Annotated in this window: 21 protein-coding genes; all 21 read left to right on the top strand. The window is 27.7% G+C overall.

Annotation, left to right across the window (positions count from 1 at the left end):
- Positions 1-2: 2 nt before the first annotated feature.
- Positions 3-1,511: a lipopolysaccharide biosynthesis protein gene (locus ACH5BK_RS10695; RefSeq protein ID WP_404307217.1), complete on the top strand. Its 1,509-nt coding sequence runs from the start codon at positions 3-5 to the stop codon at positions 1,509-1,511.
- Positions 1,508-2,392 carry a glycosyltransferase family 2 protein gene (locus ACH5BK_RS10690; RefSeq protein WP_404307215.1) on the top strand — a complete coding sequence of 295 codons (885 nt, stop codon included), beginning with the start codon at positions 1,508-1,510 and terminating at the stop codon, positions 2,390-2,392. Before ACH5BK_RS10695 ends, ACH5BK_RS10690 begins: the two co-directional genes overlap by 4 nt.
- Before the next feature lie 6 nt (positions 2,393-2,398).
- On the top strand, positions 2,399-2,923 hold the full coding sequence (locus tag ACH5BK_RS10685; RefSeq protein ID WP_404307213.1) for a serine O-acetyltransferase: 525 nt from the start codon (positions 2,399-2,401) through the stop codon (positions 2,921-2,923).
- Positions 2,920-3,918, top strand: coding sequence for a hypothetical protein (locus ACH5BK_RS10680; RefSeq protein WP_404307211.1), 999 nt, complete (start codon positions 2,920-2,922; stop codon positions 3,916-3,918). Before ACH5BK_RS10685 ends, ACH5BK_RS10680 begins: the two co-directional genes overlap by 4 nt.
- 25 nt (positions 3,919-3,943) lie before the next feature.
- Entirely contained in the window at positions 3,944-4,732 is a 789-nt protein-coding gene (locus ACH5BK_RS10675) for a glycosyltransferase family 2 protein (protein WP_404307209.1), read from the top strand.
- Positions 4,733-4,735: 3 nt separating this feature from the next.
- Positions 4,736-6,556 carry an asparagine synthase (glutamine-hydrolyzing) gene (gene asnB / locus ACH5BK_RS10670; protein ID WP_404307207.1) on the top strand — a complete coding sequence of 607 codons (1,821 nt, stop codon included), beginning with the start codon at positions 4,736-4,738 and terminating at the stop codon, positions 6,554-6,556.
- A complete protein-coding gene (locus ACH5BK_RS10665) occupies positions 6,544-7,674 on the top strand; it encodes a glycosyltransferase (RefSeq protein WP_404307205.1) in 1,131 nt (376 codons plus the stop codon). Before asnB (ACH5BK_RS10670) ends, ACH5BK_RS10665 begins: the two co-directional genes overlap by 13 nt.
- Entirely contained in the window at positions 7,662-9,560 is a 1,899-nt protein-coding gene (gene asnB / locus ACH5BK_RS10660) for an asparagine synthase (glutamine-hydrolyzing) (protein ID WP_404307203.1), read from the top strand. The genes ACH5BK_RS10665 and asnB (ACH5BK_RS10660) overlap by 13 nt, the downstream gene beginning before the upstream one ends.
- Complete coding sequence (locus ACH5BK_RS10655) at positions 9,553-10,665, top strand: glycosyltransferase family 4 protein (RefSeq protein ID WP_404307201.1); 1,113 nt, start codon at positions 9,553-9,555, stop codon at positions 10,663-10,665. The genes asnB (ACH5BK_RS10660) and ACH5BK_RS10655 overlap by 8 nt, the downstream gene beginning before the upstream one ends.
- The gene (locus ACH5BK_RS10650; RefSeq protein ID WP_404307199.1) at positions 10,662-11,522 is read left to right on the top strand and encodes an NAD-dependent epimerase/dehydratase family protein; all 861 of its coding nucleotides are present in this window, start codon (positions 10,662-10,664) and stop codon (positions 11,520-11,522) included. The genes ACH5BK_RS10655 and ACH5BK_RS10650 overlap by 4 nt, the downstream gene beginning before the upstream one ends.
- Positions 11,519-12,481: a glycosyltransferase family 4 protein gene (locus ACH5BK_RS10645; protein WP_404307197.1), complete on the top strand. Its 963-nt coding sequence runs from the start codon at positions 11,519-11,521 to the stop codon at positions 12,479-12,481. Before ACH5BK_RS10650 ends, ACH5BK_RS10645 begins: the two co-directional genes overlap by 4 nt.
- Before the next feature lie 124 nt (positions 12,482-12,605).
- The gene (locus tag ACH5BK_RS10640) at positions 12,606-14,342 is read left to right on the top strand and encodes a polysaccharide biosynthesis protein (protein WP_404307195.1); all 1,737 of its coding nucleotides are present in this window, start codon (positions 12,606-12,608) and stop codon (positions 14,340-14,342) included.
- Positions 14,343-14,488: 146 nt separating this feature from the next.
- Positions 14,489-15,919, top strand: coding sequence for a D-glycero-beta-D-manno-heptose-7-phosphate kinase (gene rfaE1, locus ACH5BK_RS10635; protein ID WP_404307193.1), 1,431 nt, complete (start codon positions 14,489-14,491; stop codon positions 15,917-15,919).
- Positions 15,912-16,481 (top strand): D-sedoheptulose 7-phosphate isomerase, encoded by a 570-nt coding sequence (gene gmhA, locus ACH5BK_RS10630; RefSeq protein WP_404307191.1) that lies wholly within the window; start codon positions 15,912-15,914, stop codon positions 16,479-16,481. Before rfaE1 ends, gmhA begins: the two co-directional genes overlap by 8 nt.
- On the top strand, positions 16,462-17,010 hold the full coding sequence (gene gmhB / locus ACH5BK_RS10625) for a D-glycero-beta-D-manno-heptose 1,7-bisphosphate 7-phosphatase (RefSeq protein WP_404307189.1): 549 nt from the start codon (positions 16,462-16,464) through the stop codon (positions 17,008-17,010). Before gmhA ends, gmhB begins: the two co-directional genes overlap by 20 nt.
- 9 nt (positions 17,011-17,019) lie before the next feature.
- Positions 17,020-18,021: an ADP-glyceromanno-heptose 6-epimerase gene (gene rfaD / locus ACH5BK_RS10620; protein ID WP_404307187.1), complete on the top strand. Its 1,002-nt coding sequence runs from the start codon at positions 17,020-17,022 to the stop codon at positions 18,019-18,021.
- Positions 18,022-18,068: 47 nt separating this feature from the next.
- Entirely contained in the window at positions 18,069-19,085 is a 1,017-nt protein-coding gene (gene galE, locus ACH5BK_RS10615; RefSeq protein WP_404307185.1) for a UDP-glucose 4-epimerase GalE, read from the top strand.
- 97 nt (positions 19,086-19,182) lie between these two features.
- A complete protein-coding gene (locus ACH5BK_RS10610) occupies positions 19,183-19,737 on the top strand; it encodes an adenine phosphoribosyltransferase (protein ID WP_404307183.1) in 555 nt (184 codons plus the stop codon).
- Between the two features lie 10 nt (positions 19,738-19,747).
- Positions 19,748-20,956 (top strand): tryptophan synthase subunit beta, encoded by a 1,209-nt coding sequence (gene trpB / locus ACH5BK_RS10605; RefSeq protein ID WP_404307181.1) that lies wholly within the window; start codon positions 19,748-19,750, stop codon positions 20,954-20,956.
- 14 nt (positions 20,957-20,970) lie between these two features.
- A complete protein-coding gene (locus ACH5BK_RS10600) occupies positions 20,971-21,687 on the top strand; it encodes a DedA family protein (RefSeq protein WP_404307180.1) in 717 nt (238 codons plus the stop codon).
- Complete coding sequence (locus tag ACH5BK_RS10595) at positions 21,677-23,095, top strand: leucyl aminopeptidase (protein WP_404307178.1); 1,419 nt, start codon at positions 21,677-21,679, stop codon at positions 23,093-23,095. The genes ACH5BK_RS10600 and ACH5BK_RS10595 overlap by 11 nt, the downstream gene beginning before the upstream one ends.
- Positions 23,096-23,103 lie beyond the last annotated feature (8 nt).

Here is a 23,103-nt window from a genome sequence, read left to right as displayed (position 1 = left end):
TAATGTCTAAAACAAGCCTCAAAAAAAACACCATAGCCAACTACTTAGGACAGTTTTATAATATGTTTATAGGAATAGCAATACTTCCTGCGTATATGACATATTTAGGAGCTGAAGCTTTTGGTCTTATTGGTTTTTTTACTATGCTTTCTGCTTGGATGATGTTACTTGATGTTGGTCTTTCTGCCACTATATCAAGACAATCTGCAAGTTTAAAACACTCTTTAGAAGGAATGCTTGAATTTAAGCAAATACTTAGAAGTGTTGAGTCAGTTTTTTTAGTCATAGCTTTAATCATAGCTATAGGTGTTTGGAGTGCTGATAACTTTATATCAAACACTTGGTTAAATATCGAAGTACTAGATAAAAATGAAGTTGCTTATTGTATCTCTTTGATGGGTATTATGATAGGGTTTAAATGGATAGTAGGTCTATACAAAGGTGCTATAAATGGCTTTGAACAGCAAGTATGGATAAACATCTATGGAATAAGTATAAATTCACTTAAATTTATAGGTGGCTTTATCCTTGTAAAGTATATCTCCCAAAGCCCAAGTAGTTATTTTGAATATCAATTAGTAATAGGAATCATAGAATTATTAGTAATACACAATAAAGTTTATAAAATAGTTCCAAAATCAGAAAACTTTATAATGCCATCTGTTATAATGCTAAAAAAAATCATGCCTTTTGCACTAGGTATAGCATATACCTCAGGTATATGGATAGTTTTGACACAAATAGACAAGCTACTATTATCAAATATCTTACCACTAACAGAGTATGGATATTTTACCCTTGTAGCAGTTATAGTGAGTGGTATGGCAGTTTTATCAGGTCCTATTGGAACAGCAGTACAACCTCGTATGACATCACTTATAAGTACAAATAAGCAAGATGAAGTGATAAGGCTTTATAAGAAAGCAACACAGTTTGTGTCTGTTATCGGTTTTGCAACAGCTGGTACCGTTGCAGTGTTTTCAACTGAACTACTTTATGCTTGGAGTGGAAATATGGAAGCGGCTTTATGGGCTGGACCAGTTTTATTTTGGTATGCACTTGGAAATGGTTTATTGATGGTACTAGCATTTCAGTATTATTTACAATTTGCACATGGTAATTTAAAGTACCATATATGGGGAAATACTTTATTTGGTTTTATTCAAATCATAGCTATGGTTATAGCTGTTTATACTTATAGTGCTATTGGAGTTGCTATTACTTGGTTTGCATTACAAGCTATATTTTTACTTGTGTGGCCTGCGTACATACACAGTAAGTTTGCAAAAGGAATACATAAAGAGTGGATGCTAAAAGATGTATTACCAGCTATGGTATCTACTATAGTAGTACTTTTAGGATTTAAACTTTTAAATCTAGATTTATTAAGTTTTGGAAGAGTTGAGCTTTTCGCTTTGCTTTTTTGTATAGGAGGGGTTGTCTTGGGTATAAATGCATTGGTAGCAAAAGATACTAGAAAAATGATTTTAAAAAGGTTTGGTAGAAGATGATAGAGAATCCTAAAGTGTCAGTATGTGTAGTGACATATAATCATGAAAAATATATAAGAGAATGTTTAGAAAGTATAGTTACTCAAAAGTGTGATTTTGACTTTGAAGTGATAGTGGGAGAAGATTGTTCTACTGATAATACAAGAGCAATAGTACAAGAATATGCAGATAAATATCCTGATATCGTAAAGCCTTTGTTTCATGAGAAAAATGTAGGAGCAAGTGATAATTACATTTATGTTCATGAACAAGCAAAAGGTAAATACATCTGCCATATAGATGGTGACGATTATGCACTTCCTGGAAAACTTCAAGCACAAGCTGATTTTATGGATAAAACACCTGATTGTAATATTTGTTTTCATAGGGTTAGTGGATTGTATAATGATGGAACTATCAAAGATGATTTAGTAGATTATGAAAAAATAAAAGATGGTTTTACTAGAAGTGATATTTTAATGTATATGGCAGTAGGTGCAAATAGTTCCAAAATGTATAGACAGCAGGTTATAAATTTTGAGATTCCTGAGTTTGATGTTTTAGATTTTTATGCAAATATTGAGCAAATAGAGAATAAAAAAGCATATTTTGTAAATGATAGAATATATGGTGTTTATAGAATAGGTACAGGTATATCAACTAGTTCTAAGATTATAATAAAAGACTTGATTATTAAAACACTATATAGAGCATTAGAAAAATATCCTAATGAAAAACCATATATTAATTCTGAATTTTTAGTACTTTTTATGTTAGATTTAAAAAATAAAAGAGATTTTAAAGATTATTTATATGGATATTTAAAAACATTTACACTTCAAGGAATATTTTTAACAATAAATACTTGGAAAATTAGAAGAATGTTTAGACTAGGGAGTTAAAATAGTATGTTTGAAAATATAAAAGAAGATATTAAAATAGTTTGTTATGAAAAAAAATTTTTAAATTATTTAAAAGTATTAATTTTTAGTCATACAATTCATTTAATTATGTTATTTAGATTTGGATTTTTTTTACAATCAAAAGTACCTGTTATAGGAAAAATAAGTAGTAAGATAATTGAATATATTATACGAATACTTTATGCTAGTGATATATCCTGCCAAGCTAAAATAGGAAAAGGATTAAATATAGCACATGGTCATGATATAGTAATAGGATCATCTGTAATAATAGGAGATTATTGTAAGATTTTCAATGGAGTAACTTTGGGAAATAAAAATACTGAAACTACAATTGTAGAGCAACCAATTTTGTGTGATAATGTAATTGTATCGACAGGTGCAAAAATTCTTGGTAGAGTAAAACTAGGTAAGGGATGTGTTATAGGAGCGAACAGTGTTGTTTTGAATGATATTCCAGACAATACTGTAGCTGTTGGTATTCCTGCTAAAGTTATAAAAAATATATGAATATTCATAAAAATGCAACTTATTTTACATTCTTTTCTTTACTTGTATTTATAAGTGTATCAACGGGATTTGATTTTTATGCACATAGTGTAAGTTACTATTTTTACAATGAACAGATAAATTATAGTGATGTATTGTTTTTTGATATAGTTCAACCTAGGTACTTGTTCTTAAGTATTATTTATGAAATATTTTCTACTATTGGTATTCCACTAGGGTATGTTGCACTTTTTATGATAGCTTGTCCTGTATATTTTATCGTTAAAGCTATAAAACCAAATATTAACAAGAGAGGAGATAAAAGATATACTTTGTTTCAGGTAGTAATACTTTCTTTTTTATTGTTTTCTTCATTTTTTTATTCAGGTATATCTTTAAGTTTATTATGGTTGTTTGCTGCAGTTGTATCAAGAAAACCCATTTTTTTATTAGGTGGATTATTTCATCCTGTGGCAATTTTTCTATCAATAGTTTTGTTCTTTTTTACTTCAAGAAAAATGTTATTTGAATATTTATTCTTACTAATTTTATTTTATTTATTATTGTACTCATCAAACAATTTTAATTTATTTAATTCATTTGGTTACGAAAATATTCGTTTTAATTTAGAACTATATTCATTAGCTGTTTTATTTATACAAGTTTTAGAACGAAAAACAAATGAGATATTACAATTATTAATTATTTCTGTAGTTGTTGTTATAGTTTTTCGTAAGAGTAATAGTAAAAATATTTTTACTATTTTACTAAGAAAAATAATTGGGTTTGGAAATAGAATTTATTTTAAAGACCAAACTATACGGTATGGTTTTATTGTATTAATCTTCATTTTGCATCTATACATGTTTCAAAAGCAAAGCTTATTAAATTCAATTTATACTTTCGATATAGTTAACCCTGTATATATAAGCTGGTTTGATTTTGGGAAAAAAGATTTAAACATTGATTATTGGGATTTATACTGTGAAAGGTATTGGGATGGCAATGGATGTTAAATTATAAATATAAAAGGATGTGTATATGTTTTTAAGTTTTGTAGTGCCAACTTACAATAGGGCATGTTTAATACAAGAAACACTAGATTCAATATTAAACACTCAGTTTGAAGTTGAATATGAAGTTATTATTGTAGATGATTGTAGTAGTGATAATACACAAGAAATGGTTAAAAATAAATATAAAGATGAATTTACAGAAGGGTTATTCCAATATTATTATTTAGATGAAAATATTGGTGTAACCGGAGCTAAAAATTATGGGGCAGTTATTGCTAAAGGAAAATGGGTAGTGTTTTTGGATTCTGATGATTTATTTATAAAGGAATCAAAAGATGCATTTTTAACAGAACTAAAGAATAATGAGAAATGTGGATCAGTATTTTTTAGATGTAATACTTTTGATGATAAGTTACTTGGAAAAGATTTTCATAAAAATGAATACTATGATTTAAAAAAGTATTTGACAGTTGGATTTCCAGGTGAATGCTTACCAGTAATAAAAAAAGATTTTGCTATTAAGTTTCCATATGAACAAAAGCTTAGAGGTTTTGAAAGTGTATCTTATTTTAGGATGCTAAAATCTAATGTAAAAATATGTATATCGCCAATTATAGCAAGAAAATACAGAACTGAAAATGAAGATAGATTATCAAATTTTAAAGGTAGATTAAAAAGATCAAAACAAATGTTTGAAGGTTATAATATGTATATGAAAGAGTATCAGACGATTGATTATAGTATACCTTTTTGCTTAAAATTAAGATTGGTTAAATATTTTTTAATGAAATTAATATCAAAAATCATAAGGTAAATTATGTGCGGAATCTATGGAATAAATAAAAAACAAACAAAAGAAAAATTAAATACTATCTTAAATCTGGCAGATTTTAGAGGTCCTGATTTTACAGGATTTACTATATGTGATAACTACTCTTTTGGACATAATCGCTTAGCTATTATAGACTTAGATAGTAGATCAAATCAACCTTTTATAAAAGATGATTATGAAATAGTTTTCAATGGTGAAATATACAACTATCTTGATATAAAAAAAGAATTAGTTTCTTTAGGGTATGAGTTTAAAACAAATTCAGATACAGAAGTTTTATTAATTGGTTATATGGAATATGGAGAGAAAATTCTTGATAAGCTAAATGGTATGTTTACATTTGTAATTTATAATAAGATTGAAAATATATTTTTTGGAGCAAGAGATAGACTTGGTAAAAAACCTTTTTATTACTATAAAAAAGATAGTGTATTTGAGTTTGCCTCACAGTTAAAACAAATCACATTTGAAAAAGATTTAAAAATAAATAAAAATTGTGAAAAGCTATATTTTAGATATGGATATGTGCCTGAACCTTATACTATCTTTGAAGATGTATATAAATTAGAAGCAGGACATAGTTTCACTTATGATTTAAATAATTTTGAATTTACTAAAAAACAGTATTGGGATATTTCTACATCAAATGAACATTTTACAAACTCTTATAAAGATATAAAAGAGAAATTAAAAGACTTAATTGTAGATTCAGTAAAACAAAGAATTCATAGTGATGTACCTGTTGGAGTATTTTTAAGTGGAGGGGTTGATAGTAGTTTAGTAGCTTCAATAGTAGTAAAAGAGTTAGGACAAAAACTTGATACTTTTTCTATTAAGTTTTCTGATAGTGAATTTGATGAATCAAATATAGCAAAAGAGGTAGCAGGTTTATTAGGTACAAAACATTATACTTTAGAGTTTAAACCAGAAGATATGATAGATTTGATTGAAAATTTAAATGAATATTATGATGAACCTTATAATGACTCTTCTTCTTTAGCTATGATGATACTTTCAAGAAAAACTAGAAAATATGTAACTGTAGCACTCTCTGGAGATGGTGGAGATGAACTTTTTTGGGGATACAACAACTACTTCAGAATGGTAAAAGTTGAACCTTTGTATAGACTCCCAAAATTTGTAAGAAGTTTAGGAAGTAGTATTTTAAATAAATCATCAAATTATCGAATCAAAAAAATAGCAGAAGGCTTAAAAATAGATACCCTAGAAGAACTATTTTTATATAGTGGTAGATTGTTTGATTTTGAAAAACTATTTAATCAAAAAAACATTTTATGTCAAGATGAATACAAAAAATATCTATATAGTCAAAAAGATTTTTTTGAAAGAATATCAGATTATGATATAAAAACATATATGAATGGTGATATATTTACCAAAGTAGATAGAGCAACTATGGCATATAGCTTGGAAGCTAGAACACCACTTGTTGATTTTAGAGTTGTAGAGTTTTCACAAAAAATTCCTTATAAATATAAATATAAAAAAGGCAGTGGAAAAAATATCCTAAAAGATATACTTTATGATTATCTTCCAAAAGAGATTTTTGATAGACCAAAAAGTGGTTTTACAGTTCCTTTAAAAAACTGGTTTAGAAATGAACTTAAAGAGTATGTTTACGAAACACTTAGTGAAAAAAATCTTCAGAAAATAGATAATATAAATATAAGCTATGTAAAACAAATGATAGAAAGCCATATGAATGGAAAAGAAAATAATTATCATCAAATATGGACTTTGATAACTTATATAAAGTGGAAGGAGAGGTATCTTTGCAAAAAATAGTAATATTAATAAACTCTTTAGAATCAGGTGGTGCAGAAAGAGTTGTAAGCAATCTATTAAATTTATGGGTAGAAAAATATGAGTGTTATCTTATTTTAATACATAATTATAAGTTTTATGAATTAAATTCAAAAGTTACTATATTTAGCTTAAATGAATCAAAAGAATATTCAGGAATAAAGAAATTGTTTAGATTACCAATTCTTGCATATAAATTAAATCAAATTATTCAAAAAAATAATTTTAACCAAATTATAAGTTTCTTAACAAGAGCAAACTATATAAACATATTATCAAATATTTTTATAAAACACAAAACAATAGTAAATGAAAGAGCTATGCCATCGCTTCAATATCAATATGGATTAAATGGAAAGATAAATAGATTTTTGATTAAATCTCTATATTCTAAATCTGACTTGTGCTTATCTAACTCTCATGGGAATATGATGGATTTGAAAAATAATTTTAATATTGCTAATCTATCTTATGTTCATAACCCTTTTAATTTAGAGATGATACAAACAATGTCAAAAAAAGAAATTGAAATAGAGAAAAAAAGATTTACCTTTGTGACAGTTGGAAGACTTGATAAAGGGAAAAATCATAAGTTAATAATGGATGCTATTAAAAATATTGATGCTGATTTATGGATAATTGGAGATGGAAAGTTAAAAGAAGAACTTCAAAGCTATATAAAAAAACTTAATCTAAATGATAAAGTATATTTGTTGGGAAAAAAAGAAAATCCTTTTGCCTATATTTCTAAAGTAGATTGTTTTATATTTACTTCAAATCATGAAGGTTTTCCTAATGTATTAGTTGAAGCATTGGCTTGTGGATTGCCAATTATAAGCACTGATTGTCAAAGTGGACCAAGAGAAATATTAGCTCCAAATAGCGATGTAAGTTTTCAACTAAAAGATAATGTAGAATTTGCTGAGTATGGGATTTTGAGTCCTGTAAAAAATGTAGAAAAAATGAAAGAAGCTATGAGCTTAATAATAAATGATGAAAGTTTACGAAAAAATTATCAAGAAAAATCAAAATTTAGAGCAAATGATTTTAAAATAGAAGAGATAATAAAACAATATGAAGAGATACTATGTGTGGAATAGTTGGATATATAGATAAAAATAAAAATATAGATACTTTAAATGATATGCTTAAAATACAATCATATCGAGGTCCAGATGATAGTGGAGTGTATTTTGATGAAATGAGTGGAGTTCATTTTGGACATAACAGACTTTCGATTCAAGATCTTAGTTCTCATGGACATCAACCTTTTATAAGTGATTGTAAAAACTATGTGATAGTGTTTAATGGGGAAGTTTATAATTTTAAAATTATAAGAGTTGAACTTGAAGAGTTAGGATATAAATTTATCTCAAATAGTGATACAGAAGTTATACTTTATAGCTATAAAGAGTGGGGTATACAATGTCTTGAGAAGTTTATCGGAATGTTTGCATTTTGTATTTTGGATAAAGTTGAAGATAAACTATTTTTGATACGAGATAGATCTGGTGTTAAACCACTTTATTATTATATAGATAAAGATCAATTTATGTTTTCATCTGAAATTAAATCTTTTCACAAACATCCAAAATTTAGAAAAGAACAAAGTTTGGAAGTATTACCTTACTTTTTTCAGTTTGGATATATTCCTGCTCCTTATACAATATTTGAAAACTGTTTTAAGCTGGAATCTGGACATTATTTGGAGCTAAAAATTGATGGTTTAAAGTTTAAAATTACAAAGTATTGGGATGTAAATGATTTTTATCTAAAAGAAAAATTTGCTAAAAGTGAAGATGAGATTTTAAAAGATGTTGAAAAAATACTTGATGATGCTATTGATTTAAGAATGGTGTCTGATGTACCTGTTGGAGTATTTTTAAGTGGAGGATATGATAGTTCACTTGTGGCATCACTATTAGCTAAAAAGCAAGAGAAAAAGATAAATACCTTTACTATAGGTTTTGATAATGAAAAGTACAATGAAGCAAAACATGCTAAATCAATAGCTGAATATTTAGATACAAATCATACTGAGTACTATATGAAAAATAGGGACATGTTAGATCTAGTAGAAAAACTGCCATTTTATTATGATGAGCCTTTTGGGGATAGTTCAGCACTTCCTACTATGATAGTATCAAAGTTGGCTAGACAAAGTGTAACCGTAGCTTTGAGTGCAGATGGTGGAGATGAAGCTTTTTGTGGATATAGTAAATACTTTTTTTTAAATAGGTTTCAAAGTATTTTCTCAAATAGTTTCAAAAGAGAAGTTTTGAAAACTGGATTAAATCTATTTAGTGTAAATAATGTTGAATACATAAATAAAAAACTACCAAAAAAACTAAAACAAACAAATATTAAAGATAAATATACAAAATTTCAAAGAGCGATAAATAGCAGTAGCTTAGAAGAGATGTTTGAAAGTGCAAGTAGTTATGTAGATAAAAATGAAATTATTAGATTTTTAAAAGTTGAAAAAAATCAAGATTTATTTAAAAAATGGGGAAAGGTTGGAAATATAGAATTCTTAAATCAAATGATGGCTGTTGATTATAAACTCTTTATGAATGACGATGTGCTTACCAAAGTAGATAGAGCAACAATGAGTGTAAGTCTAGAAGGAAGAGAACCTTTGATCGATCATCGGATAATAGAGTATTTGGCAAGAGTACCATTTGATATAAAATATAAAAATAGACAAGGTAAATATTTACTTAGACAAGTTCTTTATAAATATTTGCCAAAAGAATTAGTTGATAAACCAAAATCAGGATTTCAGATACCCTTAAATGAATGGTTAAGAGATGAGTTAAAGCCTTTAGTATTAAAATATTTAGATGATAAAAAGTTAGATGAAAATATTTTTAATATTGAAGAAATAACACAGTTAAAAAAAAGATTTTATGATGGAGTTGATATAGGTACAACTATTTGGTTTATTTTGATGTATCAGATGTGGAAGGAAAAGTGGCTTGACTAAAAAAATTCTATTTATTGTAAATGTGGATTGGTTTTTTATATCTCATAGATTACCTTTAGCCTTAGAAGCTTTAGACAAAGATTATGAAGTTCATATATCTTGTGGAATAACTGATAAAAAAGAGTATTTAGAAAAGTTAGGATTGATCGTTCATCCTCTTAATTTATCGAGAAGTGCAGTAAGTATAAATGGAGAAATAAAAGTTTTTAGACAAATACATAAGATTTTAGAAGAGATAAGTCCAAATATTACTCATTTTGTTACTATAAAACCAGTTTTATATGGTGGAATTGCTTCAAGATTTTTAAATATTCATAAAAAAGTATTTTCTATATCTGGACTTGGATTTATATTTATAAAACAGGGGTTTAAAGCTTCGATAGTAAGAGGTTTAATAAAAATAATGTATAGATTTGCTTTAGGAGGAAAGAATTCTCATGTAATAGTGCAAAATCCTGATGATAAAAAAGTAGTAAATTCTATAGTAAAAGTGCCTATTACTTTAATAAGAGGTTCTGGAGTTGATTTAAGTGAATATAAATACATAGAAGAAAATAATGAAAATATAAAAGTATCTATGGCTTGTAGGCTTCTAAAAGACAAAGGTGTACTTGAGTATGTAGAAGCTGCGAAAATTATAAAACAAAAATTACCAAAAATAGAGTTTGAGCTATATGGTGACATAGATATTCATAATCCAGCTAGTTTAACCAATAATGATATAGAAAAAATAAAAAAAGATGGATGTATTAAAGTATATGGTTTTAGAAGTAATATATCAAAAGTATTTAGTGATTCAAATATAGTAGTACTTCCATCATACAGAGAAGGATTACCCAAAGTTCTTATAGAGGCAGCTGCTAGTGGAAGAGCTGTTGTTACTACAGATGTTACTGGATGTAGAGATGCTATAGAGTCAAATATTACAGGATTACTTTGTAATTTAAAAGATTCAAAATCTTTAGCTGAAAGTATAGAAAAATTAATAGTTGATAATAAATTAAGAAATAGTATGGGCAAAGCAGGAAGAAAACTTGCTATAAAAGAGTTTGATATAAATAAAGTTATAGAAAAACATTTTGATATTTATGAAGGTAAAGTATGAAAAAATTATTAATCACTGGTTCATCAGGATTTGTTGGAAACTATTTTATAAATAAATATAAAGATAAATACAAAATAAAAATCTTTAGTTTTCTGAAAGATGATATAAATAATTTAGATTGTAGTGATATAAATATAGTTTTTCATCTCTCTGCACTAGTTCACCAAATGGGTGGAGCAAGTAAAGAAGAATACGAAAAAGTAAATGTGTCTCAAACCTTAGATTTAGCTAAAAAAGCAAAAAAATCAGGTATAAAACATTTTATATTTATGAGTACAGTAAAAGTTTATGGTGAAGAAACAAGTGATGTTTATACTGAAAACACTATTTGTAAACCAGAAGATGAGTATGGTAAGAGTAAATTAAAAGCTGAAATTGAACTTCAAAAGTTAGAAAATGAAAATTTTAAAATAAGTATCATCAGAACACCAATAGTGTATGGATATGGAGTAAAAGCAAATATCAAAAACCTTGTAAATCTTACAAAGAAAATTTCTATATTACCTTTTGGAGAGATAGAAAATAAAAGAAGTATGGTTTATATAGGAAACCTTTGTCATTTAGTAGATGAGATAATCACTCAACAAAAATCAGGAGTTTTCTTAGCCTCTGATAATGAACCTCTAAACACTACTAGTCTTATTAAATTAATAGCAAAAAGTTTAGATAAAAAAGTATATCTAATAAAAATACCTTTTTTTGAAACATTATTAAAGATAGTTAAACCATCATTTCATAAAAGACTTTATGGAAGTTTGGAAGTTGATAATAGTATCACAAAAGAGAAATTAGGACTTAAAAATCCAGTTAGTGTTGAAGAGGGGATAGAATTTATGATAAAAGGTGAAAAGCTTTGACTTATATAATTTTACTTTTAATATCTTTTAGTCTTACATATTTTATAAAAGAGTATGCAATAAAAAAGTCACTAGTTGCAACTGTAAATGAAAGAAGTTCTCATACTGTTCCAACTCCACATGGTGGTGGGATTGCTATTTCAGTTACTTGGCTGATAGGTTTGTTGTATTTGTTTTTTACAAATGAGATAGAGTCAAATCTTTTTTATGCACTATTAGTTGGAATAGTTATTAGTATAGTTAGTTTCTTTGATGACTTGTATGAACTAAGTCCAAAGCTTAGATTAATGGTTCAAGCATCAGTTGCTATTTTAGGTCTTTATTTTCTAGGTGGTTTTGATGTATTAAGTTTTGGTGTTTTTGATATATCTTTTAATGTATTTACAAATATTTTTGCTTTTCTTATGATAATTTGGTTTATAAATCTTACAAATTTTATAGATGGAATAAATGGTTATGTGGGAAGTGAGTTTGTATTTTTATCGATTGCCGGATTTTTGCTTTTTTCAAATAGTATATTTATTGTATTAGGTGTAGCAGTATTAGGCTTTTTATATTGGAACTTTAATAAAGCAAAGATTTTTATGGGAGATGTTGGAAGTACTCTTCTTGGGTATAATATAGCTATTTTTACTATTTATTATGCAAATATTGAAAGTACAAATTTTTGGGTATGGATAGTTTTATTTTCAGTATTTTGGTTTGATGCAACACTTACACTTTTAAGAAGAAAATTAAATGGTGAGAAGTTAAGCCAAGCTCATAAAAAACATGTTTACCAAAGACTTACACAAGCTGGCTGGAGTCATTTTAAGGTTACTAATTTTATGATTGTATTAAATATATTTATTTTTGCACTTGTATATTTTATACCAAATATTGCTATTAATTTTGTAATAACTTTAGTAGTATTATATGTGACTATGAAGTTTGTTGATAGTAAGAAAAAGTTTGAATAATGAATTTTATCAAATTAAAAAAAGAAAAAGTTATTTTATCAAAAGTAGATGAAACCCTAAGATCTTTTAGTGAAGTTTTAAGCCCTTTTGAGTATAATAAATCTTATTATTAAAAGGCAATACTATGTTTTCGATAGATAAAAGAATTTTAAATTTTTTAGTTATTATATTTCTTACAATATTTACTTATTTTTGGACTAGCTTTATATTTAAAGTTCCTTTTGATTGGGCTATTTTAACTTTTATTATAGCTGTTAGGATTGTATCTTCTGTTGTTATATTTAGAGACTATTCACTTAGTTGGTCAAAGTCAACTCAAAAAACATTTTTAATTAAGAGTTTTGTATATATAGTTGCTTTTTTAGTTTATGTTCCTTTTTTATATGGTGATTTAAGATTTGCTTTTTTAGCAAGTGAACTTTTCTTTTATCTTTTTAGTATAAACTTTGCTATGTATCTTTACTATTTTTTAATAAATAGAAGTAGTATTGTAAAAACAAAATCTTTAGTTGTCTTTGGTGCAGGAAAAGCTGGTATCAAACTAGAAGAAGAGTTTAAAGATAGTGAATATAAAATAAAATACTTTGTTGACGATAATAAAGTTCTTCAAAAAAGAACAATAGATTCTATTCCTATTTTATCACTTAAAAAGCTAAAAAGAACTCTAAAAAAAGATGAAAAGTATGATCTTTTAGTTATAGCTATGCCAAGTGCAAATAAAGATAGAATTAAAGAGATATACGATAGGTTAAGTTCTTGTTTTAAAGAAGTTAGAATTTTACCATCACTTGATGAGATATTAAAAGATGAAGATTTTAAAAAACAACTAAAAGACATAACAGTAGAAGATTTACTAGCAAGACACCCAAAAGATTTAGATAAATCTAAGATAGAAAATTTTATCAAAGAAAAGACAGTACTTATTACAGGTGCAGGTGGTAGTATAGGAAGTGAGATCAGTAGACAGTGTGCTAAGTTTGGTGCAAAAAGACTTATTCTTTTAGATCATAGTGAGTTTAATCTTTATAGTATTACAGAAGAACTATCTTCTTATAAAATAAATTCAGTTATGAAATCAGTTTCTAGTAAAGATAGTTTAAAAGAGATATTTGAAAATCATAAGATTGATATAGTTATACATGCAGCTGCATATAAACATGTACCACTTGTAGAAGAAAATATTGAAGATGCTATAAAAAATAATATCATTGGTACTAAAAACTGTATTGATTTAGCAGTTGAATATAATGTAAAAAAGTTCGTACTTATCTCAACTGACAAAGCTGTAAGACCTACAAATGTTATGGGAACAACAAAGCGTATTTGTGAACTTTATGCACAAAATAAAAACACTATTGATAATACAGAAATAGTAGCAGTTAGATTTGGAAATGTACTTGGTAGTAGTGGAAGTGTAATACCAAAGTTTAAAAAGCAGTTAGAAAAAGGTGGACCTATTACTGTAACTCATCCTGATATTACGAGATATTTTATGCTTATTCCAGAAGCTTGTGAGCTTGTACTTCAAGCAGCAAGTATCGGAAAAGGTGGTGAAATCTTTATTTTGGATATGGGGGAGCCTATAAAGATAGTTGATTTAGCTAAAAAAATGATTGATTTAAGTGGTAAAGAAAACATTGATATAGAATTCACTGGTTTAAGACCTGGTGAAAAACTATATGAAGAGTTACTTATCAATGATAGTGATAAAAAAACTGAGTATGAATCAATCACAGTAGCTTCTCCAACTTATTTTGATATAAATGAGTTAAATGAAAAAATAGATAAACTATTTGTTAAAAAAGATAAAATAAAAGCTTTAAAAGAGATAGTTCCTGAATTTGATCATAAACTAAACTAAAAGAGAAAAATAATTTTTCTCTTTAAAATATAAATAAAGTTTCTTTTTTATCACTTGACTTCATCCTACATTTACATAACAGTAGTTATAATATTTCATCGAAAATAACTAAAATATCATCTAAAAGGAGTAGCTAAAAAAGCTACATGGAAACTATAAATCTAAAAGATAAAAATCCAAATATTCTAGTAATAGGTGATCTTATGATAGATCACTATTTGTGGGGTTCATGTGATAGAATATCACCTGAAGCTCCTGTTCCTATTTTGAAAGTAACAAATGAAACAAATGTTTTAGGTGGTGCAGGAAATGTGGTAAATAACCTAAAAGCATTAGGGGCAAATGTTGGCGTTTTAAGTGTTATTGGTGATGACGAGATAGCAAATGAATTAAAATCTATGCTTGAAAGTATAGATGTAAACAATTTTTTAGTTATTCAAAAAAATAGAGAAACTTCAAAAAAAAGCAGACTAATAGCTTCAAATCAACAAATCATAAGATATGATAAAGAAACAACAGTCAATATAGATAAAAGTAGTGAAGATAAAATATTAAAGCTTTTAGAAAAGCATATAAAAAATTATGATTTAGTTTTGCTTTCTGATTATGGAAAAGGGGTCTTAACAAACTCTCTTACAAAAAATATCATATCTTTAGTGAATTCAAAAAACAAAAAAGTTTTAGTTGATCCAAAAGGTAATGATTATTTAAAATACAAAAATTCGTATCTTTTAACACCAAACAAAAAAGAAGCTAGCCTTGCTACAAACATAGAAATTTGTGATGATAAAACCTTACAAAAAGCTATTTTAAAACTTAAAAATGATTATAATTTAGAAGTGTCTTTGATTACTTTAAGCGAAGAGGGTATTGCTATATTTGATAATGAACTTAGTGTAAAACCTACAGTTGCAAGAGAAGTTTATGATGTTACAGGTGCAGGAGATACTGTTTTGGCTTCTGTTGGATTTGCTATTTCTTGTGGATTTGATATACATAAAGCTGTATCTTTTTCAAATTTAGCTTCTGGTGTAGTTGTGGGTAAACTAGGAAGTGCTACAGCTACGCTTGATGAAATTATTGAGTATGAGAAAAGTTTAAATCAAAACTCAAGTTCTTCTCAAATAAAAACTAAAGATGAGATGATAAATCTTTCAAAAGAGTTAAAACAAAAAAATAAAAAGATTGTTTTTACAAATGGTTGCTTTGATATTTTACATGTGGGTCATATCAAGTATCTTGAAGTTGCAAAAAGTTTTGGTGATGTTTTGATTTTAGGATTAAATACAGATAATTCTGTAAAAAGATTAAAGGGGGAAAGCCGACCAATAAACTGTCAAGAAGATAGAGCTTATACTTTGGCTGCTTTAAAAAGTGTTGATTATGTAGTTTTTTTTGATGAAGACACACCTTATGAATTAATCAAAGCTCTAAATCCTGATATACTTGTAAAAGGTGGAGATTATAAAGGAAAAGAAGTAGTAGGTCAAGATCTAGTAAAAGAGCTTAAGCTTGTTGATTTTGTAGCAGGAAGAAGTACTACTTCTACAATTCAAAGGATTAAAACAAATGCCTAATAAAGTTTTAGAAGAATTAGAAAGTCATTTATCTATAGTAAATAGTGTGATAAATAGTATGGAAGTTAAACTAAATGAAGCCTCAAATATTATACTTCAAACACTAAAAAACGGAAATAAAATCTTGATATGTGGAAATGGTGGAAGTGCAGCTGATGCACAACATATAGCCTCAGAACTTACTGGCAGATATAAAACAAACAGAAAAGCACTTCCTTGTATAGCACTTACAACTGATACAAGTGCATTAACTTCTATAGGAAATGACTTTGGATATGAGAAAGTATTTTCAAGACAAGTTGAGGCTTTAGCAAATAAAGGTGATTTATTTATTGGTATTAGTACTAGTGGAAATAGTCAAAACATAATCACTGCACTTCAAACAGCAAAAGCTTTAGGCTGTAGTACTCTTGGTTTAAGTGGAAACAATGGTGGAGATATGAATGAGTTTTGCGATTTAAACTTAATAGTTCCAAGCTTTGATACTCCTAGAATTCAGGAAATGCATATTTTATTTGGACATATTTTTTGTCAGTTAATTGATGATGAATTTACAAACTAAAAACAAGATCATTTTTTTAGATAGAGATGGTGTAATAAATATAGATAAACATTATGTTTATAAAATAGAAGATTTTGAATTTAAAGAAAAAGTATTTGAAACTTGTATCTATTTAAGAGATTTAGGATATGAATTCATTATTCTTACAAATCAGTCTGGAATAGCTCGTGGATATTATAATAAAGATGACTTTAATAGACTTACTTCATGGATGTTAAAAGAGTTTGAAAAAAATGGTATAGAAATAAAAGATGTATTTTTTTGTCCCCATTTGCCAAATGACAATTGTAATTGTAGAAAACCTAAAATAGGTATGATAGAACAAGCTAGTACTAAATATAGCATAGATTTTGAAAAGTCTTGGATGATTGGAGACAAAATCTCTGATATGCAACTTGCAATAAATGCAAATATTAAAAATGCAGTTTTTGTAAAAAACAGTAAAGAAAAACCACTTGAAATAAAAGCTCTAAATATAAAACATATAATATCTTGTTTTGATGAAATAAAACAAATAATAAAAAATTAAAGGTAAAAGATGAAGTACTCAAATATTAATTTTAATAACAAAACTATTTTAATTACTGGTGCAGCAGGTTTTATAGGTTCTAACCTTTGCTTTTATTTTCAAAACAACTATCCAAAAGCAACTATAGTAGCTTTTGATTGTTTTAGATCAAATGATAAGTTTTCAAATGGCAATCCAAAAAGTTTTGGGCATTATGAAAATTTGTTAGGTTTTAAAGGTATTGTTATAAGTGGTGATATAAATGACAAACAAGCCTTAAAGAATTTAGAAGAAAATTATACCTTTGATTATATTTTTCATCAAGCTGCTATTTCAGATACAACAGTTTTAGAACAAGATATTATGATGAAAACAAATGTAAATGCCTATGAGGATTTACTAAAAATAGCTATAAATCATGGTGCAAATATGATTTATGCAAGTTCAGCTGCAACTTATGGTAATAGTGAAAAATTTGAAGTAGGCTATGAATCTCCAAATAATACTTATGGTTTTTCAAAAGTTATGATGGATAATATTACTTATAAATATTTAAAAGAAGATTTAGATATTAAAATCGTTGGTCTTAGGTATTTTAATGTGTATGGAGAAAGGGAGTTTCATAAAGGCAAAACATCTTCAATGGTAATACAATTTGCACATCAAATATTAAGAGGTGAGATACCAAAGCTATTTGAAAAAAGCGATGAGATTTTAAGAGATTTTATTTATATAGAAGATGTAATCCAAGCAAATATAAAAGCTTGTACTCCTAAAAAATCAGGAGTTTACAATGTAGGTACTTCAAAGCCAAGAAGTTTTGAAGATATTGTAAATATATTACAAGATTTACTTGAAGTTCCAAAGAAAAAAGAGTATATAAAAAATCCATATATGGGTTCATATCAGTTTTTTACTCAAGCAAATATTGAAACTACAAAGAAGTATTTAGAATATGAACCAAGATACTCATTAGAAGAGGGAATAAAAGAATATTTACCCCAAATAAAAGAGTCTTTAAAGTTAAAGTAATAAAAAATAAATTATAATAAATGAAGTTATGAAATAAAGGAAAAATATTGAAAGTACTAGTAACAGGGGCAGCAGGATATATTGGAAGTCATACTTGTATTTCTTTGCATGAAGCAGGCTTTGATTTTGTAGTTTTTGACAACTTATGTAACTCTTCACAAGAGAGTTTAAAAAGAGTTGAAAAAATTATAGGAAAAGAAATTGAGTTTGTAGAAGGTGATATTAGAGATAAAGATGCTTTAGATGAGGTCTTTTCAAAGTATGAGATAGATTCTGTTATCCATTTTGCAGGTTTGAAAGCTGTAGGTGAGTCTGTTTCTAATCCTTTAGAATATTATGATAATAATATAAATGGTACTTTAGTTTTATTGGATGTTATGAAAAAACACAAGTGTAAAAAAATAGTATTTTCTTCTTCTGCTACAGTTTATGGAGACCCTCATTCAACACCTATAAAAGAAAATTTTCCAGTGGGAGCTACTACAAATCCTTATGGTAGAACAAAATATTTCATTGAAGAGATATTAAGAGATGTTTATATCTCTGATAATGAGTTTAAAATAGTTCTTTTAAGATACTTCAATCCAGTTGGAGCTCATAAGTCAGGAACTATAGGGGAAGATCCAAATGGAATACCCAATAACCTTATGCCATTTATAGCCCAAACTGCTGTTGGGAAAAGGGAGTTTTTAAGTGTATTTGGTGGAGACTATGATACTCATGATGGTACAGGTGTTAGAGACTATATTCATGTTGTAGATTTAGGAACAGGACATGTAAAAGCATTAGAAAAGATTGATAGTATCAAAGAGGTTTTAACTGTAAATTTAGGAACGGGTAATGGCTATAGTGTTCTTGATATGGTAAAAGCTTTTGAAAAAGCAAGTGGTAAAAAAGTAGCTTATAAAATCGTAGATAGAAGAGCAGGGGATATTGCAAAATGTTTTGCAGATCCTAGTTATGCAAAGAAAGTTTTAGATTGGGAAGCAAAAAAAGGTATTAGTGAAATGTGTGAAGATACTTGGAATTGGCAATCTAAAAATCCAAACGGATATAAGTCTTAATAGAAAATAACCTCATATCACACTGCAATTATAAAACAATAATAAACTTTTAGCTAAAATATTTCCTAAATATCATCAAAATAAAAAGGGAAATATTTTGGGTTCAAAAAAACTAAATGAAGATGACAAAAGATTATTATTAGACTCTATAAGAGATGTAGAAGACTTTCCAAAGCCTGGTATCATTTTTAAAGATATTACTACACTATTAAATAACAAAGAAGCCTTTACTTTACTTATGAAACACTTAGAAGATAGATACAAAGATTATAACTTAGACTATATTGCTGGTATTGATTCAAGAGGGTTTATTTTTGGAGCTGCTTTAGCTGATAGATTAGGAATAGGTTTTGTTCCTGTTAGAAAAAAAGGAAAACTTCCAAGTACAACTGTTTGTGAAAAATACGAGTTAGAATACGGTTTTGATGAGGTAGAATTACATCTTGATGCATTTAGGGGAGATACTCATGCAAGAGTACTTTTAATAGATGATATTATTGTAAGTGGTGGTACGGCTTATGCTGCTGCAAAACTTATAAATAAGCTGAATGTTGATTTAGTTGAAATGTGTTTTTTAATGAACATTCAGATTTTAGATGGAGCAAAAAAACTAAAAGAAGTAGCACCAGTTTATTCAGTGCTAGATGTATAAAGAGAGAAATATGAACGATTATATACCAAAACCAAGCAAACATGACCCAGATCATTTGGGACAGTTCGGCATTTTTGGAGGTCAGTATGTACCTGAAACATTAATGCCAATTTTAAAAGAATTAGAAGAAGAATATAATAAATATAGATTTGATAAAGAGTTTTGGGCTGAGGTAAATGAACTTTTAAGAGATTATGTAGGAAGAGAAAACCCACTTTACCATGCAAAAAATATTAGTGAAGAAATAGGTGCAAAAGTATATTTAAAAAGAGAAGATTTAAATCACACAGGTGCACATAAAGTAAATAATGTAATAGCTCAAGGGCTTCTTGCTAAAAAACTTGGAAAAACAAAAATTATTGCAGAAACAGGAGCAGGGCAACATGGTGTTGCTAGTGCAACTATTGCTGCGCTTTTAGGTTTAGAATGTACTGTTTTTATGGGTGCAAAAGATGTTCAAAGACAAGAGTTAAATGTATTTAGAATGAAGCTTTTAGGAGCAAAAGTAATAGCAGTAGAATCAGGTAGCAAGACTTTAAAAGATGCTATGAATGATGCTATTAGATATTGGGTTACAAATGCAAGAGACACTTTTTATGTAATAGGAACTGTAGCAGGACCACATCCTTATCCTTTAATGGTTAGAGATTTTCAGGCTATTATTGGTTATGAAGCAAGAAAACAGATTTTAGAAAAAGAAGGTAAACTTCCAGATTATGTTCTTGCTTGTATAGGTGGAGGATCAAATGCAATTGGAATGTTCTCACATTTTATAGAAGATGAAGATGTTACTTGTATTGGTATTGAAGCAGGTGGTTTAGGACTTGACACAAATAAACATGGATGTTCCCTAGAAAAAGGACGACCAGGGGTTTTACATGGGCAATGCTCTTATCTTTTACAAGATGAAAATGGTCAAGTTTTAGAAGCACACTCTATGAGTGCAGGACTTGACTATCCAGGGATTGGACCAGAACACTCTTATCATAAGGATATGAAAACAGTTCAATATGACTCAGTTACTGATGATGAAGCTTTAGATGCTTTTGTTTGGTTAAGTCAAAAAGAAGGTATTATTCCAGCTTTTGAATCTTCTCATGCTATTGCTTATTTGAAAAAAGCAAAGGATAAATTTCAGGGTAAAACAGTGATTATTAACCTATCAGGAAGAGGTGATAAAGATATGATACAAGCAAAAAGCTTGTTAAATTTCGATTAGTTTTAAGGGTTTTAATGGAACAATTTTTTAAAAAACTTCAACCTCATTCAGGAAAAATTTTAGCTGTAGTTGTAATAACATTTTTTTCATACTTAGGATATAACCTCTATCATGCTCCTGTTTCAGGCTTTGAAAATAAGTTTGTTTATTTATTAAAAGAGTATGGATATATTATTCTTTTCGCATGGGGTATGCTTGAGGGTGAAGCTGGTCTTATTATGGCTGGACTTTTATCTCATACAGGAGATATGAATCTTTATATTGCTATTTTTATTGCAGGACTTGGTGGTTTTGCAGGAGATCAAGTCTATTTTTATATAGGAAGATTTAATAAGTCTTATGTGCATAAGAAATTTAAAGGTCAAAGAAGAAAGTTTGCTTTAGCTCATTTACTTTTGAAAAAGTATGGTTGGCCTATTATTTTTATTCAAAGATATATGTATGGAATGAGAACTATCATTCCTATTTCAATAGGACTTACAAGATATAGTGCTAAAATGTTTGCCTTTATTAATCTTATTTCAGCTTGGTGTTGGGCAGCTATTACAATTGTTCCTGTATGGTACTTTGGTGAAGAGATTTTAAAACTATTACATTGGGCAAAAGAGCATTGGTATTTTGCCTTACCATTTGCACTGGCTTTTGGTGGAAGTATAATATATTATTTTAATAAAGCAACAAAAAAAGTAGAAAGAACAACTTTAGGAAAGGAAATAAATAGTGAAAATTAGTATAAATACAAAAAATTATAAAAAAATAAAAGCAGATTTAGAGATTATTTTAATCAATGAAATTGAAGAAACACAAGATAAAGAACTTTTGGAGAGTTTAGATTTTAAAGCAGTAGATGAGGCTTCTATCTTACTTCCTGAATCGAAAAAGATATATGTAGGTTATGAAGATGATACTTATGATAGCATAGCTATTGCAATAGCAACAGCTGTAAAAAAACTTCAATCTACAAAGTATAAAACAGCAAAAGTAGATTTAACAAAAAGTAATTTAATTGAAAATACAAAAGGCTTAATTGAGGGTGCTTTACTTGGTGCATATACTTTTGATAGATATAAATCAGAGAAAAAAGAAAAGAAAAAACAAGAACTTATTTTTGTAGTAGATGATGAAAATGCTATTGAAGAAGTTTTAAATGACTCAAAAGTTATAGCAAAAGCTGTAAATAAAGCAAGAGACATGGTAAACTCAACTCCTCAAGATTTTTATCCTATGGTAATGGCTGACTTAGCAAAAGAATTAGCTGATGATGCAGATATTGATTGTAAAGTTTATGGTGAAAGTTTTTTAGAAAAAAATCACATGAATGCAATGTTAAGTGTTGGTAGAGCATCTGTTCATGAGTCACAACTTATTCATCTATCATATAAACCAAAAAATGCAAAGAAAAAAATAGTATTAGTTGGTAAAGGTCTTACTTATGATTCAGGTGGATTATCACTTAAACCAGCTGATTTTATGGTTACAATGAAGCTTGATAAAGCAGGTGGTTGTGCAGTTATAGCAACACTTTGGGCAGTTGCTAAACTTGGACTTCCTTATGAAGTACATGGAATAGTTGGAGCAGTTGAAAATATGGTAGGTGGAGATGCTTATAAACCTGATGATGTTTTAGTTGCTAAAAATGGTAAAACTATTGAAGTTCGAAATACAGATGCAGAAGGAAGACTAGTTCTTGCTGATTGTTTATGTTATGCACAAGATGAGATTGAAGATATTGATTATATTTTTGATTATGCAACACTTACAGGTGCTTGTGTAGTTGGTGTTGGTGAGTATACTACAGGTATTATGGGAAATAGTGATATTTTAAAAAGAAATGCTGTTTTAAGTGCTTTAAAATCAGGTGAATATGCAACAACTTTAGATTTCAATAGATATCTTAGAAAAACTATTAAATCAGAAGTAGCTGATATTTGTAATATTGCAAACACAAGATATGGTGGAGCAATTACAGCAGGTATTTTCTTAGATAATTTTATTTGTGAAGAAAACAAAGATAAATGGATTCACTTTGATATAGCAGGACCTGCTTATGCTCAAAAAGCTTGGGGATATAATCCTTATGGTGGATCAGGAGCGGGTGTTAGAATGACTATAGAGTTTTTAAAGAGTTTAGATAAATAATTTTATAA

Origin of the sequence: Arcobacter sp. YIC-80 (assembly GCF_044841725.1) — a bacterium.
Lineage (GTDB): Bacteria > Campylobacterota > Campylobacteria > Campylobacterales > Arcobacteraceae > Arcobacter_B.
The sequence above is the reverse complement of the archived record's forward strand: the minus strand, read 5'-3'. Positions and strand labels throughout refer to the sequence as shown.

Coding starts and splice junctions, on each gene's coding strand:
- ACH5BK_RS10640 (WP_404307195.1), top strand. CDS start 12,606: ATGTTTTCGATAGATAAAAGAATTTTAAATTTTTTAGTTATTATATTT.
- ACH5BK_RS10650 (WP_404307199.1), top strand. CDS start 10,662: ATGAAAAAATTATTAATCACTGGTTCATCAGGATTTGTTGGAAACTAT.
- ACH5BK_RS10690 (WP_404307215.1), top strand. CDS start 1,508: ATGATAGAGAATCCTAAAGTGTCAGTATGTGTAGTGACATATAATCAT.
- trpB (WP_404307181.1), top strand. CDS start 19,748: ATGAACGATTATATACCAAAACCAAGCAAACATGACCCAGATCATTTG.
- ACH5BK_RS10680 (WP_404307211.1), top strand. CDS start 2,920: ATGAATATTCATAAAAATGCAACTTATTTTACATTCTTTTCTTTACTT.
- asnB (WP_404307207.1), top strand. CDS start 4,736: ATGTGCGGAATCTATGGAATAAATAAAAAACAAACAAAAGAAAAATTA.
- ACH5BK_RS10675 (WP_404307209.1), top strand. CDS start 3,944: ATGTTTTTAAGTTTTGTAGTGCCAACTTACAATAGGGCATGTTTAATA.
- ACH5BK_RS10685 (WP_404307213.1), top strand. CDS start 2,399: ATGTTTGAAAATATAAAAGAAGATATTAAAATAGTTTGTTATGAAAAA.
- rfaD (WP_404307187.1), top strand. CDS start 17,020: ATGAAGTACTCAAATATTAATTTTAATAACAAAACTATTTTAATTACT.
- gmhA (WP_404307191.1), top strand. CDS start 15,912: ATGCCTAATAAAGTTTTAGAAGAATTAGAAAGTCATTTATCTATAGTA.
- ACH5BK_RS10695 (WP_404307217.1), top strand. CDS start 3: ATGTCTAAAACAAGCCTCAAAAAAAACACCATAGCCAACTACTTAGGA.
- gmhB (WP_404307189.1), top strand. CDS start 16,462: ATGATGAATTTACAAACTAAAAACAAGATCATTTTTTTAGATAGAGAT.
- asnB (WP_404307203.1), top strand. CDS start 7,662: ATGTGTGGAATAGTTGGATATATAGATAAAAATAAAAATATAGATACT.
- ACH5BK_RS10600 (WP_404307180.1), top strand. CDS start 20,971: ATGGAACAATTTTTTAAAAAACTTCAACCTCATTCAGGAAAAATTTTA.
- rfaE1 (WP_404307193.1), top strand. CDS start 14,489: ATGGAAACTATAAATCTAAAAGATAAAAATCCAAATATTCTAGTAATA.